Raw genomic sequence first — 16,396 nt, 5'->3', positions numbered from 1 at the left:
TCGCCAGCGCGGACGTTCAGGCACGAGTGACGTGATTCCTTGGGTTGTGCTCGTTTCACTCATGGGTTCGATAATGGCACCCGTGCTCGCTCTTCGTCTCTGCCGGCGTGCCGAGTGGTGGGTGGCCAGCGTTGCGGCTCTGGCCGTCATCGCATGGGCGGCGATGCTAGTACCCCCGTTGGCTCTGGCTGGGTTCGTGGCGTTCTCAGTGGCGTGGGGGGCGGGCGTTGCCGTCGACCTTGTGGAGCATCGTCTCCCCGACGTCACCACCCTCGGACCATTGCCGGCGTTCCTCCTGCTGCAACTGCCGGGGCTTGCAGGCTCCGGTGAGTGGGGCCGGCTCATGCAAGCGCTCTCGGGTGCTGTGCTGACCGCAGCCATCCTGTTCGCACTCGCCTACATCAATCCCAACGGGTTCGGGCTCGGGGACGTGAAGCTAGGACTCAGTACTGGAGCCGCACTCGGCTGGTTCGGACTAGGGACAGCGCTCCTCGGGTTGGGAGCCGCATTCATCCTCATGGCAGTGATCAGCGGCCTCCTGCTCGCCACCAGGAGAATCAAGCGGGATGCGGAGATAGCCTTCGGACCCTTCATGGTGCTGGGCGTCCTCGTCGCCCCCGCTGCCGCCAACCTCCTCGGCTGGTGACGGCCGACCCTCACGCCCCGGTGAGAATCAGGTAGAACATCCGGCCAAGGAAGAAGAGCCCCACCGCGATGGCGACCACGACGAACGGGATCAGGATGCGCTGAATCTTCTTCCACCTCGTGCTGGGCACCCCCGTCGGCCCCCAGGAGCCGCGACCCACCTGCGCCCGCACGGGGGCGTCACCGTTGAGGTTGAGGTCGGAGAAGATGCGCACGGTCCCAGCTTAGGCGAGCTTTGAGAGTCAGCCCCGCGTAAGCGACTCCTCCACCAGCTCAGCGGCCTTCCGCAGCGACTCCAACTGCGGGACCACGTCCTCACGCCGCCACCCGCCCATCCCGCACGCAGTGCCGAGGAGCAACCCATCGAACGAGTCCACCTGGATCGCTCGCAGCACCTTGAGCGCGGCGCGGATGAGGTCGTCGGTGCTCTGCAGCGCGCGCGCCGTGTCGACGACCCCGAGGATCAACCCGCGACCCTCGTCGCGCCACTGAGCCAGCTCGTCCAGATCCACCAAGGCAGCATCCACGGAAGCCCCGGCGAAACCCGCCCGCCGCGCCAGGTCCAGCCAGCGGCCCGGCGCACAGCAGTGCAGCCACGCGCCGTCGGCCAGCGGACGGAGCGTCTCCACGATTCCGGGCGGGTCCACCCGCCGATGCCGGGAGAATCCGCTCGCCGTGGGCACGCGCCCCTCCGCCACCGCCATCATCGAAGGCTCGTCCACCTGCAGCCACAGCGTGGCGCCCGGAACCCGCCGCGACACTTCCGCCCGCAGTCCCGCCACCCCCTCCACCAAGGCCTGCGCCAGTTCGCGCCGGGCCCCGTGGTCGGCGAGGAGACGGTCCCCCATGGGTCGCTCGACGGAGGACGCGAGCGTCCATGGCCCCGCGACGGCCACCTTGAGCACACCGTCGAACCCCTGAAGGAGTTCCTCGGTGTCGTCGAGGTCGCGTCGCCACTGGGCGCGGGCCGCGCGATGCTCGGCGCCAGAGTGCGGCGAGAGCCGCCATCCGGCAGGCTGCATGTCGAACCCGAGGCCGGAGATGAGCCCCAGCGCCCGCCCGATCATGTCCGATCCAACCCCGCGGCCCGGCAGTTCCGGCAGCGGCAACACCTCCGGCAGCGCCTGCGCCATGGCGCTCAGCGCGCCGCGGAAATCGGTGCCAGGCAGGGAGCCCGCGGCGGTGATCAGCATCTGAGTGCCTCGGCGATCACGGCGCTGCCCACCACGCGGTCGCCGTCGTACACGACGACGGTCTGTCCGGGCGCGACGCCGTGGCCCGGTTCGTCCAAGCGCACCGTGAGCCCTCCGTCGGTGGCCGAGATCGTCGCGTCCTGCGGCACGCCGTGTGCCCGGTACTGCGCCTGCCCCCGCCATGCACCACGAACGGGTTGCCCGGTCCATGTGGCACGAATGCCGCTGAGGTGCGTGACCGCCAGGTCCTCCCTGGCGCCCACCACGACGGTGTTGGCCACCGGCTCGATGCGCAGCACGTAGCGGGGCTCCCCCGACGGCGCCGGAACCCGCAGGTCCAGTCCCTTGCGTTGCCCGACGGTGTAGCGGTGCGTCCCCCGGTGCTCCCCCAGCAGCGCCCCTTGGGCGTCGACGATCGGACCCGGTGCATCGTCGAGGTATCGGCCGAGGAATCCCTGCGTGTCACCGTCGGCGATGAAGCAGATGTCGTGGCTGTCGGGCTTCTTCGCCACACCCAACCCGAGTGCCTGCGCCTCGGCGCGCACCACCGGCTTCTCCACGTCGTTGAGGGGGAACAGGCACCGGGCGAGTTGCTCCTGCGTGAGCATCCCCAGCACGTAGGACTGGTCCTTGGCCGCATCCGCCGCGCGGTGCAGCGAGACCGTACCGTCGTCTTGGCGCCGCAGGTCGGCGTAGTGACCAGTGGCCACGGCGTCGAATCCCAGAGCCACGCCGCGATCCAGCACTGCCGCGAACTTGATCTTCTCGTTGCAGCGCAAGCAGGGATTCGGCGTGCGGCCGGCGCGGTACTCGGCGATGAAGTCGTCGACGACGGCCTCATGGAACTCCTCGGCGAAGTCCCACACGTAGAACGGGATGTCCAGCTTGTCCGCCACCCGCCTGGCATCGTGCGAATCCTCCAACGAACAGCAGCCGCGTGCGCCGGACCTGTAGGACGCGGGGTTCTTGGAGAGCGCGAGGTGCACCCCTGTCACGTCATGCCCGGCGGCGACGAGGCGCGCGGCGGCGACGGCGGAGTCCACTCCGCCCGACATCGCGGCCAAGACACGCACAGCCCCTCCTCAGCTCAACAGCCCTCCACTCTACCGAACAGCCAGGTGCCACCGCCCTCGTCCGGTCTTTGAGCCCATTCGATCGAATGAACTCTCAGAATTTTCGGCTAGGCTGCGGCAACCGTGTGCGTCCGCTCCCGGTGAGCGCAACCGCTGAAGGGCGATCCCGCTGTGAGCGAATCAAAACTGCTCAGGATGGTGGACTGGGAACGGGTCTTCCTGGTCCCCATCCTTTTCCTGCTTTTCATGGCGTCCGCTATCTCATTGTTTTCTGGCGCCGATTTCGCCACCGGTGGGCTGATTGCGCTTCTCGGGCTCCCCCACCGCGTGATGCTCTTGGCCTTTTACGTCCTGGCGGTGCTGCTGCTGCTCATCCGAAGCGATGCCACGGCAAAGAGCGACCGGATCTTGCCACGGGTGGCCGCGTACGCCGGGACCTTCGCACCGTTCCTCCTGGCTTTCGCTGGAGGTGAACCAGTGAGCCTCGGGCAATCCATGGCCGCCGTCTCGCTTCAATCGGTCGGGCTGATCTTCTCCATCTACTCGCTCGCCGTACTCCGGCGGAGCTTCGGTGTGGAGCCGCAAGTGCGGACGCTGGTCCGCACGGGACCGTACCGGTTCATTCGTCACCCCCTTTACGTCGGTGAGATCGCATCCCTGGCAGGAGCGGTCTGGGTGGCACCGTCGTGGGAGAAATTGGCGATCCTGGTCCTGGCTGCCGCTTTGCAGGCATATCGAGCTGTGCAGGAAGAGCGACTGCTGGCGGCGCACCTTCCTGAGTTCCGCTCATACATGCGTGAGACAAGGATGTTCGTCCCGGGGCTCATCTGACCGGACCCGCCGTTCGCGCGGGCGCTCGCCGACCACGGGGGTAGCGATCGGCAAGCACGGCAAGGCGGCATCGCGCGGTGAAGCCCAACCCGACGAACAGTGAACTGGCCCGCCGCCCAGGATCAAGCCCAACCAAACGCCGCCCTGCCGAGCCACCACACTCGGACGTCCATGTCACCGGGCATGGGCGGGGCCAGCTGGCTTCGTTCCTGTGAACCTCGCGCGTGCTTTGATCATGCCAAGGCACCCAGGTCGGGGCCTGACGAACGAAGGAGTTCGAATGAAATCGTCCCTGCGGGCCTCCCTGGCCCTGCTCCTCGCCGCCTCCCTCTTAGGCGTCACAACGCTCACCGCAAGCGCCGCCGTCACTAACGACACCACCGACCAGGCGACCCCCACCTCACTCGGGGAGACCTACAGCCTGGACACCACCGACGCGCAGACCGAGGCTACTGACGCCACGCTGAATGATTACTGCGGCGCCCCCGCCGTGCGAGGAAGCGTCTGGTACACCTACACCTCTGATGGGTCAGAGGGCTTGGGGTTCCTTGTCGACGGTACCGGCACCGACTACGACCTCGGCCTCATGATCTTCGACGGGGACCCCGCAGCCGGCGGCGGACTGGTCGCCTGCGGTCCGATGAAGACGGCCGCCTACAGCACCGAAGGCGTGACCTACTACATCATGGCGTTCACCGCTAACGCAGATGATCCCGTGGGAGGCAACCTCACCCTCCAGGTCCTCGAAGCGCCGGAGACACCGACCGCGTCCGTGTCTGTCGACCCCCGCGGCACCGCGTACAAGAACGGTGACGCGATGATCACGGGTACCTACACCTGCACGGACGCCGACTACTTCGAGCTCGGCGGCACGCTGACCCAGCGGGTGGGGCGGATGAAGATCAAGGGTTACTTCTACCTCACCGATCTGAACTGCGACGGCGGAACCTACCCCTGGGAGGCCTACGTGACCTCCGACAACGGCTACTTCGCCGGAGGGAAGGCAGCAAGCCTGACCCTGGCCTTCGTCTGTGGAGCCCTCGAATGCGCCGACGGGTATTCCGAGAGCGCCGTTCAACTCTCCCGCGGCAAGAAATAGCGCCATGGCGCCCGGCCCTCGCCAAGGGCCGGGCGCCTACCACTCAGCCAGAAGCATCAGACCCGCGGTCTCACGCATCCCTGATGGAGTGCTCGCAGCAAGTAGCACGATCGGTGCCCAGCGGGGTGAGCCAAGGGCTGCTCTGCGATGGGGACTCACCCCAATCAGGATCAGGTGGAACATCTGGCCGAAGAAGCAGCCCCACCCCGTGGGGTCCGGACGGGCGGGCACCAACCCGAAAAGAAGCGACTCCAGCTGCGAGACTACGTCGTCGCGACGCCACCCGGACAACCCTCGCGCACTTCGTGCCCCTCTGCTCAGCAGTGCTCCACTCTACCGATCCGCCCGTCAGACTTATCCACACCCAGTCGCGCCCCCCTCGTAATTGTCCGTGTGGTCGAATAGTCTTGGGTCATGCTCGACAACGCGCCTGCTCCCCTGGTCCCGGTCACGGTGGCCGAGGGATATGCCGCGCTTGATCACGCCCACCAGCACCTCGTCGCAGCCGAGGTCGCCGAGGTGGTCGCCATCGCGCACCTCACCGACGTGTACCGCATCGACGACGCCGCGGTCCAGGTCGGAATGGAGGACCTGATCCAGCCCGGCGCGGACGGCACCCCCGGTATCGGCGAGTTCCTCTCGTTGGAGATCGGGGCGCTTCTGGGCATCTCCCCGCTCTCGGCGATGGGTCGAATCGCAGACGTACTCAATGTGCGCCACCGCCACCCCGCTCTCTGGGAGGCGGTGCTCGCCGGGCGGGTGCGCTGGTGGCAGGCAGCCGACGCAGCCGGCCGGGCCCAGCATCTCAGCGCCGCCGCCGTCGCGCTGCTGGACCGCAAGCTCGCGCACGCCCTGGCACTGATGCCTTGGGCCCGGGTCCTGCGGAATCTCGATGGCTGGATCCTTGCCGCGGATCCCCAGACCGCTGCTGACGCCGAAGCCCGGCATCGCACCGAGCGAAAGGTCGTGCTCAACCAGATCCGGGACGGTCACATCGAGATCTGGGGACGCCTCGCCCCGGCCGATGCGCTCGCGTTTGATCAGGCCATCAACGAGATCGCCAAGGCGATGCCTGCCCACCTCGATCCGGCACACCCGCTCCTGGCAGACCTCTCCACGGAAGCCCTCGCCAAGGCAGATCTCCAAACCCGCCGCGCCGCCGCGGTCGGGGAACTCGCCCGACGCACTTTCGGGCAAGACATCCTGCCCACCCATCAGTTGTTCGTCCACATCACCGGCTCGGATCCTTGGCTCACCGGAGACCCCACTCCCGGTCTGGAACTGCTGCCCGACGGTTCGGCCACCGGCATCGCCCGCGTCGAACGCTGGGGCTGTCTCCCCACCGATCGTCTCCGGGAACTGCTTGCCGATTCACGCGTAATCGTGCGCCCCGTCCTGGACCCCAACTCGATCCCCGCTGTGGACCACCACAACCCCACAGGTCTCATGCGCCTGGCCATGGAGGTGCGGAATCCGGTGGACGTCTTTCCCTTCGGCACCCGGGTTGCGCGCGGATGCGACGCGGACCACACCCAGCCCTTCGTCGACGACGGACCCCGCGGCCAGACGTCGCCGGACAACCTTGGACCGCTCTCGCGCTTCACCCATCGTGGGAAGACTCACGGCGGTTGGCGGCTCACCCAACCGGAGCCGGGCCTGTTCCATTGGCGCTCCCCTGCCGGGTACGAGTACCTCGTAACCTCCCAGGGCACCACCAGGATCTCGGCTCCCCGGCCAGTCCGAGGACCTGCCCCACCCGTTCTACCGCGCGGAGACGACCCACCCCGCGACGACCCCGCCTGGGATCGGCTGCCGGACCGGACGCCGCCCTTGTCACTGCTCGCCCTCGCCAGCTGAGCGTCCCTGCGCGCCACAAACACCGCGGGCGGTCAGCGGCAGTGTTGCGTCACGACCCTTCGAGACAGCCGCCGGTCGCTTCGCGACGCCGGCCTCCTCAGGGAGCGAGCAAGGGGTCAGAATGCGGAGCGGGCGACGCTCAAGGCCTCCGGGAGGACCTCCACCAGGCGTGAGATGTCGGAAGTCGTCGTGGTCCAGCCCAACGAGAACCGCAGCGACTGAGTCGCCTCGTCGGCCGTCCGTCCCATCGCGAGAAGCACCTCGCTGGGCTGGTGCACCCCCGCCCGACAGGCGCTCCCGACCGACGCGTGCACGCCTCGCTGGTCCAGCAGGAACAACAGGTCGTCGGCCCGCACCCCGTCGAACGTCACATTGACGATGTGCGGCGCCCCGTCCGGTCGGCTGTTCAGCCGACCACCCGCCGCCACGCACGCCTCCGCCACCCAGTCCCGCAGCGCAGCCAGGCGGGACGACTCGACACCCAACTCCCCCACCGCGACACTCGCCGCCCGCGCGAACGCAGCCGCCAGCGCCACCGGCTGGGTACCGGACCGCACCTCGCGCTCCTGCCCTCCCCCCAGACCGACCGCCGCGGGTGCCACCGAGCGCCGCGCCAGCAGCGCGCCGATGCCCACCGGCCCGCCGATCTTGTGCGCCGACAGGCTCATCAGATCCAGGCCACTCGACGAGAAGTCCACCGGCACGTGCCCCAACGCCTGCACCGCGTCGGAGTGCGTCCACGCCCCCACCGCCGACGCCAGTTCCGCGACGGCAGACACCGGCTGAAGAACGCCCGTCTCGTTGTTCACCGCCATGACGGACACCACCGCAACAGCGGCATCCAGCATTGCCGAAGCGGCATCCAGGGACACGACGCCCTCACCGGTCACCGGGAGAACCTCCGCTCCCCGCCTCACGGCACCGAGCACCGCCGGATGCTCCACGGCCGACACCAGGCACCGCGACCGTCCCCGCGACCGACCCGCCTCCCAGCCACCCACCACCGCGATCGTGTCCGCCTCCGAGCCGCCTGAGGTGAAGATGACCTCCGTCGGATGTGCCCCCACGGCCGCGGCGAGTTCTTCCCGCGCCTCCTCCAGCCGAGCCCGGGCCCGCTGCCCCGGCCGATGCAGCGACGACGCGTTGCCGTGCACACCCGCAGCCGAGACGAACGCGTCCAGGGCCTGCGGTCGCAACGGCGTGGTGGCGGCGTGGTCGAGATAGGCGGACTCCACAACGGACCTCTTCTGCATTCAGGCGCCCCGGCGACGGCGGGCGCAGCGTCCATGCTAGCCACGCCGCACCCTCGGCAAACCCCCCAGCGAAGTGGGGTTTTGGTCCAGAAAGTGGCACAATAGGGCGCTGCCCCCTGTGAACCCCGCGGAAGCTGACGATGACCCCACCCACCACGCCTGATACGAGCGCCCTCGGCGCACGCATCACCCCCCATGGCGTCCGCTTCGGCCTCTGGGCCCCACGCGCCTCCGGGGTCGAACTGGCGCTCATCGATCCGCTCAACCAGCAGCACAACATCGACATGACGCGCGACGAGCACGGGATCTGGACCGTCGAGGTGCCGCGCGTCGACGCCGAGCAGCACTACGGTTACCGCGTACACGGCCCGTGGGACCCGTCGTCGGGCAGCCGCTTCAACCCGGCCCGCCTCCTGCTGGATCCCTACGCCCGCGCCATCAGCGGAGGCGTGGACTTCCGCGGCCCCATCCTGGATCACATCCCCGGCAACCCGTTCTCCATCTCGCCGTCGGATTCGTTCGGTGCCGTCCCGCTCAGCGTCGTCGTGGCCGACACCCCGCCGCCCACGCCCATCGCGCGCCGGCGGCCCATGTCGGAGACCATCATCTACGAGGCGCACCTGCGCGGCTTCACCAAGCTCCACCCCCAGGTGCCCGAGCACCTGCGTGGCTCCTACCTGGCGCTGGCGGACCCCTCCGTCATCGAGTACCTCACCGGCCTGGGGATCACGGCCGTCGAGCTGCTGCCGGTGCACCACTTCGTGTCCGAGCCCTTCGTCGCGACGAAGGGCCTGCGCAACTTCTGGGGCTACAACACGCTGGGCTTCTTCGCCCCGCACGCCTACTACGCCACCCGCGGCACCGTCGGCAACCAGGTGGCGGACTTCAAGCAGATGGTCTCCGCCCTGCACGAGGCGGGCATCGAGGTGATCCTCGACGTGGTGTACAACCACACCGGAGAAGGCGGCCACGAGGGCCCGACGCTGTCGATGCGCGGCCTGGACCACGACGCCTACTACCGCCTCACCAACGACCGCCGCGACGACTACGACGTCACCGGCTGCGGCAACTCGGTCAACACCTCGCACCCGATGGTGCTGCAGCTGGTGCTGGACTCGATGCGCTACTGGGTCACCGAGATGGGGGTGGACGGCTTCCGCTTCGACCTGGCCACCACGATGATCCGCGACGAGCACCACCACGTGGACCACAACCACGCCTTCAAGGCTCTGGTGGCCGCGGATCACACGTTCACCGGCGTCAAGATGATCACCGAGCCGTGGGACATCGGCCCGTACGGCTACCAGGTGGGCGCCTGGGGTCCGGGCTGGTACGAGTGGAACGACCGCTTCCGCGACCACATCCGCGACTATTGGCGCGGCGCCGTGCACGGCGTTCAGGAGCTGGCCACCCGGCTCGCGGGATCGCCGGACATCTTCGACGAGCCCGGCCGCTCGCCGCAGTCCAGCATCAACTTCGTCACCGCCCACGACGGGTTCACGATGCGTGACCTGGTGAGCTACGACGTCAAGCACAACCTGGACAACGGCGAGGCCAACCGCGACGGCTCGGACAACAACCGCTCCTGGAACCACGGCTGGGAGGGTGAGACGGAGGACCCCGGGATCAACGCGCTGCGCCGCCGCCAGGTGCTCAACCTGATGGCCACCCAGCTGCTGGCCGCCGGCACCCCGATGATCACGGCAGGCGACGAGTTCGGCCGCACGCAGAAGGGCAACAACAACGCCTACTGCCAGGACTCACCTCTGTCCTGGGTGAGCTGGGACATCCCGTTCGAGTGGCTCGAGGTGCAGAGCCGGATCGCGGCGCTGATCAAGCTGCGACAGTCCCACACGGTCCTGCGGCCGGTGGACTTCGCGTACCACACCGAGATCATCAACGACGACGGCGAGAACCTGCAGCGCGTGGACCTCACGTGGATGGACGGCCAGTTCGGCGAGATGAGCCACGACGCCTGGCACGACGGTGCTCGCCGGCTGTTGGGCATGTACGTCTCCAACGAGACGGAGGCGTTCCTCACCTGGTTCAACTCGTCCGCCGAACCCCTGCCGCTGACGCTCCCCACCATCCCGTGGGGCTACGGCTACGAGGTGGTGTGGCACAGCGCGGATGCCGACGAGGTGCCCGACGGCGTCCTCCCGGCCCTGGCGGAGCTGACCATGCCGGCGCGGTCCGTCGTCGTGATGCGGGTGCAGGTGCCCATGAGCGCCCGCGAGCTGCTGGCGCTGCAGGCCGAGGCCGAGCCGTCGTCGCTGGACCTGCTGTCCTGAACGGTGCGGCCTGGGGGCGGTCCGGCTAGGCTGACGCCCGTGAGTGCGGATATCCCAGCCATGACCCTCAAGCGCATCGTTCGGACCGACGGCGGCTTCGGCCGCATCCCGGTGACCGGCGTGACCCCCACCATCGAAGGCGGTGTGTATCCGGTCAAGGCCGTGGTTCACGAACGCATCCTCATCCAGGCCAACGTGTTCCGGGAGGGCCATGACGCGGTGAACGCCTCCGTCATCCTCACCTCGCCGGGTGGCACGCAGCGCCGCGTCGACATGAAGCAGGTCGACCCACAGGGCCTCGACATCTGGCAGGCCTACGTTCGGATGGCCGCCGAGGGCGACTGGACCTTCCGCGTCGAGGGCTGGAGCGACCCGTGGGGCACGTGGCGGCACAACGCCGAGGCGAAGCTCCCCGTCGCCATGGACGTGGACCTGGTGTGCATGGAGGGGCGCGAGCTTCTGACCCGCTCCGCCCAGCAGGCGGAGGCCATGCGCGTCCCGGGCGCGGCCAGCCTGTTGCGCGGCGCCGCGGAGACCCTGACCGGGTACACGGACGTCGAGGAGGTCCTGGAGCTCATCACCTCGGCCCCCATTACGCGCGCCATGGCCCGCTTCGGCCCGCGCGAATTCGTCTCCCCCACGGCCGAGTTCCCCATCCGCGTGGAGCGCCGCCGGGCGCTGTACTCCTCGTGGTACGAGTTCTTCCCCCGCTCGCAGGGCGCCTGGGTGGACGACGACGGGCACTGGCACTCCGGCACGTTCAACTCCTCGCACGAGCGCCTCGAGGCCGCCGCCGCGATGGGCTTCCACGTGGTGTACCTGCCGCCCATCCACCCCATCGGCACCGCGTTCCGCAAGGGTAAGAACAACAGCCTGGAGCCTGGCCCGGAGGACCCGGGCTCGCCGTGGGCCATCGGCTCGCCCGACGGCGGCCACGACGCCATCCACCCTGATCTGGGCGACTTCGAGGACTTCGACGCCTTCGTCTCCAAGGCCCGTTCGCTGGGGCTGGAGGTGGCACTGGACTTCGCGCTGCAGGCCTCGCCGGACCACCCGTGGGTGGTGGAGCACCCGGAGTGGTTCACCACGCGTCTCGACGGCACCATCGCCTACGCGGAGAACCCCCCGAAGAAGTACCAGGACATCTACCCGATCAACTTCGACAACGACCCCGTGGGCATCTACCACGAGGTGCTGCGGATCGTGCGGTTCTGGATCGACCACGGCGTCTCGATCTTCCGCATCGACAACCCGCACACCAAGCCGGTCGAGTTCTGGGACTGGCTGATGTCGAAGGTGCACGAGACCAACCCTGAGGTCATCTTCCTGGCCGAGGCGTTCACCAAGCCGCAGATGATGGCGGCCCTCGGGAAGGTGGGCTTCCAGCAGAGCTACACCTACTTCACGTGGCGCACCCAGAAGTGGGAGCTCACCGAGTACCTCACCGAGCTGTCGCAGGAGATGGCGTCGTTCTACCGGCCCAACTTCTTCGTCACCACCCCGGACATCAACCCGTTCCACCTGCAGTCCGGCAACCCGGCGGCGTTCTCCATCCGCGCCATCCTCGCCGCGACACTCGCGCCCACGTGGGGCATCTACTCCGGCTTCGAGCTGTTCGAGCACGAGGCGCTGGCCCCGGGCAGGGAGGAGTACCTCAACTCCGAGAAATACGAGTTCCGGCCACGCGACTTCACCGCCCAGCCCAACCTCAACCTGCTGCTCGGCAAGCTCAACGAGATCCGCGAGGCGCACCCGTCGCTGCAGCAGCTGCGCGACATCCACTTCCATCACGCCCCGCACGATCAGGTGATCGTCTTCTCCAAGAACGACGGCGCGGACACCGTGCTGGTGGTGTGCTCCCTGGACCCGGACAACACGGTGTCCTCGGACGTGATGCTGGACTTCGCCGCCCTGGGCGTGGAGGGCCGGGAGAACATCCGGGTGGTCGACGAGCTGACCGGCGAGGAGTACGTCTGGGGCGAGCGTTCCTGGGTGCAGCTGTGGCCCGGCAAGCCCGCGCACATCTTCCACGTGGTGGCTCAGTGACCTCGGAGGACTCCGCACTCCTGCAGCAGCTGTGGAACCTGGCGGTGTCGTCGCGTTGGTTCTCGGGCCGCGGCGGGCGTCCGGTGGACGTCGAGCTGGGTCCCTGGGCCGGTCCGACGCTGCGCCCCGCGCTGCTTGTGGTGGAGTTCGACGACGGGCACCGCGAGCGCTTCCACGTGCCGCTCCTCTACCGCGACGGCGCCCCCATCGACGCGTGCGACGAGGGCGGCATGCTGTTGCGGGCCCTGTATGACGAGGCCCCCGGATTCGAGCGGTACCGGGCGGTGGCCAACAACCTGACCGCCCGTCGCTACGCCGGGGAGCAGTCCAACACGTCGGTGTTCTTCGGCGACCAGCTGCTGGTCAAGGTGTTCCGCCGCCTGGAGCCGGGGCGCTCCGTGGACGTCGAACTGCACGCCGCACTGGCGGGCACCGGGGTGGTCGCCGAGCTGTACGGCGCCTGGACCTGGGACGGCACGGATCTTGCCGTGTTCCTCGAGGCGCTGCCGCAGCCGACCGACGGTTACGTGCTGGCCTGCGAGTACGCCGGAGAAGGCCGCGACTTCACCGACCACGCCCGCGCGTTGGGGGAGGCGCTCGCCACCGTGCACACGGTGCTTGCGCAGCGCCTGGCGACGGGCACCGTCGACGGCGCGCAACTGGCAGCGGACTGCCGCGCACGCTTCGCCGCCGTGGCCGACGAGGTGCCCGAGGTGGCCCCCTACCGGGAGGCCGCCGACGCGGCCTTCGCCGCCATCTCCGACGCTCGCCTCCCCGCGCAGCGCGTGCACGGCGACTGCCACCTCGGGCAGGTGCTGCTCAGTGAGGGCCGGTGGCGCTACGTGGACTTCGAGGGGGAACCCCTCAAGACCATGGCGGAGCGGCGCCTCCCGGATTCGCCGCTGCGGGACGTGGCCGGCATGCTGCGCTCCTTCGCCTACGCCCAGGCTGCGGGCGGCGCGTCGGCGCAGTGGCTGGCCGGGTGCCGCGAGGCGTTCCTGAGCGGCTACGGGCTCGACCCGCACGCGGAGGACCCGGTCCTGGCGGCGTACGAGACGGACAAGGCGGGCTACGAAGCCGTCTACGAGGCGCGCTTCCGTCCGCACCTGCTGTCGGTGCCGCTGCAGCACCTGGCCACGTTGATAACGATCCCGTAACCCTGATGGCGGGATCCCCCGCACTGGGCCGTCCGCACCCGCAGCGGCCCCCGGCACGCTAGATTGGCGCGCACAGACATCGCTTCGAAGGAGTCAAGAAAATGGCGCACGACCGCTTCGGTGGACTGACCGGCTGGGACTTCGAAGGGTTTCACAGCGGTGGCGACACCGAGCTGTGGAAGCGCCTCGGCAGCACCGTGGTCACGGTGGACGACGAGGAGCGTGGCAGCGTCACGGGCGTCCGATTCGCCGTCTGGGCACCCAACGCGAAGTCCGTGCAGGTCATCGGAAACTTCAACTGGTGGACCGGCGACGCCCTGGAGCTGATCCCCGGCTCGGGCGTCTGGGGCACGTTCATCGAGGGCCTCGGCGAAGGCACGCTGTACAAGTACCGCATCGAGACGCAGGACGGCCAGTGGATCGAGAAGGTCGACCCCATGGCCAGGTTCAGCGAGCAGGCGCCGGCGAACGCGTCGATCGTCTACGAGTCGAAGTACGCCTGGTCGGACGACGAGTGGCTGGCCAAGCGCCGCGCCTCGAAGGCCCACGCGGAGCCGATGAGCGTCTACGAGGTGCACCTGGGCGGCTGGCGCAAGGGCAAGAGCTACCTGGATCTGGCGGAGGAGCTGGTCAGCTACGTCAAGTGGCAGGGCTACACCCACGTCGAGTTCATGCCGCTGGCTGAGCACCCGTTCGAGCCCAGCTGGGGCTACCAGATCTCCGGGTACTTCTCCCCCACGTCGCGCTTCGGCAAGCCCGATGACCTGCGCTACCTCGTCGACAGGCTGCACCAGGCAGGCATCGGCGTCATCATGGACTGGGTGCCCGGGCACTTCCCCAAGGACGACTGGGCACTGGGCCGCTTCGACGGCACCGCGCTCTACGAGCACGCGGATCCCCGGCAGGGCGAGCACCAGGACTGGGGCACCTACATCTTCAACTACGGACGCAACGAGGTGAAGAGCTTCCTCGTGTCCAACGCGCTGTACTGGATCCAGGAGTTCCACATCGACGGCCTGCGCGTGGACGCCGTCGCCTCCATGCTGTACCTGGACTACTCCCGCGAGGACGGTCAATGGGTGCCCAACCAGTACGGCGGCCGCGAGAACCTCGACGCCATCGACTTCCTCAGCTACTGCAACCGCCACCTGTACGAGCGTGAGCCGGGCGTGCTGATGATCGCCGAGGAGTCCACCAGCTTCGCCGGCGTCACCAAGCCCGTCCACGAGGGCGGCCTCGGCTTCGGCTTCAAGTGGAACATGGGCTGGATGAACGACACGCTGCGGTACCTGCAGCTGGACCCGGTGTACCGCCAGTACGAGCACAACCTCCTCACCTTCGGCATGGTCTACGCCTACTCCGAGAACTTCATGCTGCCCATCAGCCACGACGAGGTGGTCCACGGCAAGGGCTCCATGATCAACAAGGTCCCGCAGGACGACTGGCGCAAGTTCGCCACGCTGCGCGCCTACTACTCGTTCATGTGGAGCTTCCCAGGCAAGCAGCTGGTCTTCATGGGCTGCGAGTTCGGGCAGCGGCCGGAGTTCAGTGAGTCGGTGTCCCTCGAGTGGTGGGTCACCGAGCTGTGGGGCCACGGCGGCCTGCAGCGGCTCTTCCGCGACCTCAACCACATCTACCGCGCCAACCGCCCACTGTTCGAGCTGGACAACTCACCCAAGGGATTCAGCTGGATCAACGCCGACGACGCGGGCCGCAACACCATCGCATGGGTGCGCCACGACGAGGACTACAACCACATCGCGTGCGTGACGAACTTCTCCCCCGAGCCGCTGATCGACTACGAGATCGGCCTCCCGGAGGCCGGTGCGTGGGAGGAGATCCTCAACACCGACGCTCCCGTCTACGACGGGTCCGGCGAGTTCGGCAACCTCGGTGAGGTGACCGCCCACGAAGAACCATGGGGCCACTTCCCGGCCCGCGCGCTCGTCACCGTCCCGCCGCTCGGCTCCGTCTGGCTGCGCCGTGAGGCCAAGGCCGCCGTGCGCCCGGCACCGGTCCAGGGCGAGGACGCCACGAACGCATAACAGCCCGTCGCAGTCCGCTGCGGTCACCCGGGGTGGTGGCCGTGGCGGGCACCGGGTACGGTCGGCCGGGTGAGCGACTTCAAGGTGTCCGTGGACATCGCCGGCGGCGTGGGTACGCTGCGCTGGGCTGAGCAGGAGGTCGACGTCGACACACTGCAGCGTGCGCTGTCGCTGGCCTCCGACGACGCCATCCTCGCCCACGACCTCCGCCGGCTCCAGGTGGAGCTGCCCGAGTGGGACACCGCCGCCCGGGTGGCGCTGCACCGCTGCGGCTTCCGGCTGGAGGGACGCCTGAGGGCGGCCGTGGAAGCGGAGCCCGGCGTGTTCCGCGACATCCTCATCTACTCGCGCCTCGCCGTCGACACCGTGTACGGTCCGCACGGCTTCTCCGGTGTGCTGGATTCGATCCTGCCCACCAAGCGCGTCATCGCGCATGCCCTGTTCCGCGACCAGCAGGGCCGCGTGCTGCTGCTGGAGACCTCCTACAAGGAGGACTGGGAACTGCCCGGCGGCATCGTCGAGCCGTTCGAGGCGCCGCGCGCCGGAGGGGAGCGCGAGACCCTGGAGGAGCTGGGCATCGAGGTCACCTTCGGGCAACCGCTGCTGGTGGACTGGATGCCGCCCTATCTCGGCTGGTCCGACGCGGTGGAGTTCATCTTCGACGGCGGGACGCTGGGCCCGGAGGTCGCGGCGGAGCTGGGCACCGATGACCGCGAGATCCGCGCCATCCACTGGGTGGAGCCGGAGGGCGTCGCCCTGCACGTCACGGAGCTCTCAGCCCGCCGGATCGCCTTGATGCTGGCCGGCTACCGCGGCATGACCGAGAACGGCCACCCGGTGGCCCCCCTCCCCTGACCCCTGCCGAAGTTCCCGCCACCCCGACATGAGTCAGCGGCGGGGGTAGGC

Annotated in this window: 13 protein-coding genes; 9 read left to right on the top strand and 4 right to left on the bottom strand. The window is 68.6% G+C overall.

Annotated elements, in window-relative coordinates:
- Positions 1 to 82: 82 nt before the first annotated feature.
- Positions 83 to 646 carry a prepilin peptidase gene (locus ACZK5N_RS11880; RefSeq protein WP_463625001.1) on the top strand — a complete coding sequence of 188 codons (564 nt, stop codon included), beginning with the start codon at positions 83 to 85 and terminating at the stop codon, positions 644 to 646.
- A 10-nt stretch (positions 647 to 656) separates the two neighbouring features.
- Here ACZK5N_RS11880 and ACZK5N_RS11875 read toward each other — a convergent pair whose 3' ends face one another.
- Genes ACZK5N_RS11875 through mnmA form a run of 3 tightly spaced genes read right to left on the bottom strand, consistent with a single transcriptional unit; the run spans position 657 to position 2,911 of the window.
- The gene (locus ACZK5N_RS11875; RefSeq protein ID WP_463625000.1) at positions 657 to 860 is read right to left on the bottom strand and encodes a hypothetical protein; all 204 of its coding nucleotides are present in this window, start codon (positions 858 to 860) and stop codon (positions 657 to 659) included.
- Positions 861 to 887: 27 nt separating this feature from the next.
- Positions 888 to 1,838: a uroporphyrinogen decarboxylase/cobalamine-independent methonine synthase family protein gene (locus tag ACZK5N_RS11870; protein ID WP_463624999.1), complete on the bottom strand. Its 951-nt coding sequence runs from the start codon at positions 1,836 to 1,838 to the stop codon at positions 888 to 890.
- Positions 1,832 to 2,911 (bottom strand): tRNA 2-thiouridine(34) synthase MnmA, encoded by a 1,080-nt coding sequence (mnmA, locus tag ACZK5N_RS11865; RefSeq protein ID WP_463624998.1) that lies wholly within the window; start codon positions 2,909 to 2,911, stop codon positions 1,832 to 1,834. Before mnmA ends, ACZK5N_RS11870 begins: the two co-directional genes overlap by 7 nt.
- Positions 2,912 to 3,082: 171 nt before the next feature.
- Here mnmA and ACZK5N_RS11860 point away from each other — a divergent pair, with 171 nt between their 5' ends.
- The 3 genes from ACZK5N_RS11860 (at position 3,083) to ACZK5N_RS11850 (ending at position 6,698) form a co-directional block, all read left to right on the top strand.
- Positions 3,083 to 3,742: a methyltransferase family protein gene (locus tag ACZK5N_RS11860; protein ID WP_463624997.1), complete on the top strand. Its 660-nt coding sequence runs from the start codon at positions 3,083 to 3,085 to the stop codon at positions 3,740 to 3,742.
- A gap of 280 nt (positions 3,743 to 4,022) precedes the next feature.
- Positions 4,023 to 4,841, top strand: a complete 819-nt coding sequence (locus ACZK5N_RS11855; protein ID WP_463624996.1) for a hypothetical protein — start codon at positions 4,023 to 4,025, stop codon at positions 4,839 to 4,841.
- A 414-nt stretch (positions 4,842 to 5,255) separates the two neighbouring features.
- A complete protein-coding gene (locus tag ACZK5N_RS11850; protein ID WP_463624995.1) occupies positions 5,256 to 6,698 on the top strand; it encodes a DUF222 domain-containing protein in 1,443 nt (480 codons plus the stop codon).
- 116 nt (positions 6,699 to 6,814) lie between these two features.
- Here ACZK5N_RS11850 and ACZK5N_RS11845 read toward each other — a convergent pair whose 3' ends face one another.
- A complete protein-coding gene (locus ACZK5N_RS11845; protein WP_463624994.1) occupies positions 6,815 to 7,951 on the bottom strand; it encodes a cysteine desulfurase family protein in 1,137 nt (378 codons plus the stop codon).
- A gap of 134 nt (positions 7,952 to 8,085) precedes the next feature.
- On the opposite strand from ACZK5N_RS11845, the gene glgX reads away from it, so the two are divergent.
- The 5 genes from glgX (at position 8,086) to ACZK5N_RS11820 (ending at position 16,345) form a co-directional block, all read left to right on the top strand.
- Entirely contained in the window at positions 8,086 to 10,242 is a 2,157-nt protein-coding gene (gene glgX / locus ACZK5N_RS11840; protein ID WP_463625023.1) for a glycogen debranching protein GlgX, read from the top strand.
- A gap of 60 nt (positions 10,243 to 10,302) precedes the next feature.
- Positions 10,303 to 12,288: an alpha-1,4-glucan--maltose-1-phosphate maltosyltransferase gene (locus ACZK5N_RS11835; RefSeq protein WP_463625022.1), complete on the top strand. Its 1,986-nt coding sequence runs from the start codon at positions 10,303 to 10,305 to the stop codon at positions 12,286 to 12,288.
- Complete coding sequence (locus tag ACZK5N_RS11830; protein WP_463624993.1) at positions 12,285 to 13,445, top strand: phosphotransferase; 1,161 nt, start codon at positions 12,285 to 12,287, stop codon at positions 13,443 to 13,445. Before ACZK5N_RS11835 ends, ACZK5N_RS11830 begins: the two co-directional genes overlap by 4 nt.
- 101 nt (positions 13,446 to 13,546) lie before the next feature.
- A complete protein-coding gene (glgB, locus tag ACZK5N_RS11825) occupies positions 13,547 to 15,490 on the top strand; it encodes a 1,4-alpha-glucan branching protein GlgB (protein WP_459019632.1) in 1,944 nt (647 codons plus the stop codon).
- Between the two features lie 69 nt (positions 15,491 to 15,559).
- Positions 15,560 to 16,345, top strand: coding sequence for an NUDIX hydrolase (locus ACZK5N_RS11820; protein ID WP_463624992.1), 786 nt, complete (start codon positions 15,560 to 15,562; stop codon positions 16,343 to 16,345).
- Positions 16,346 to 16,396 lie beyond the last annotated feature (51 nt).

Source organism: Tessaracoccus pujii (assembly GCF_055326215.1).
Note: the sequence above shows the minus strand (reverse complement) of the source record. Positions and strands in the feature narration are given on the sequence as shown.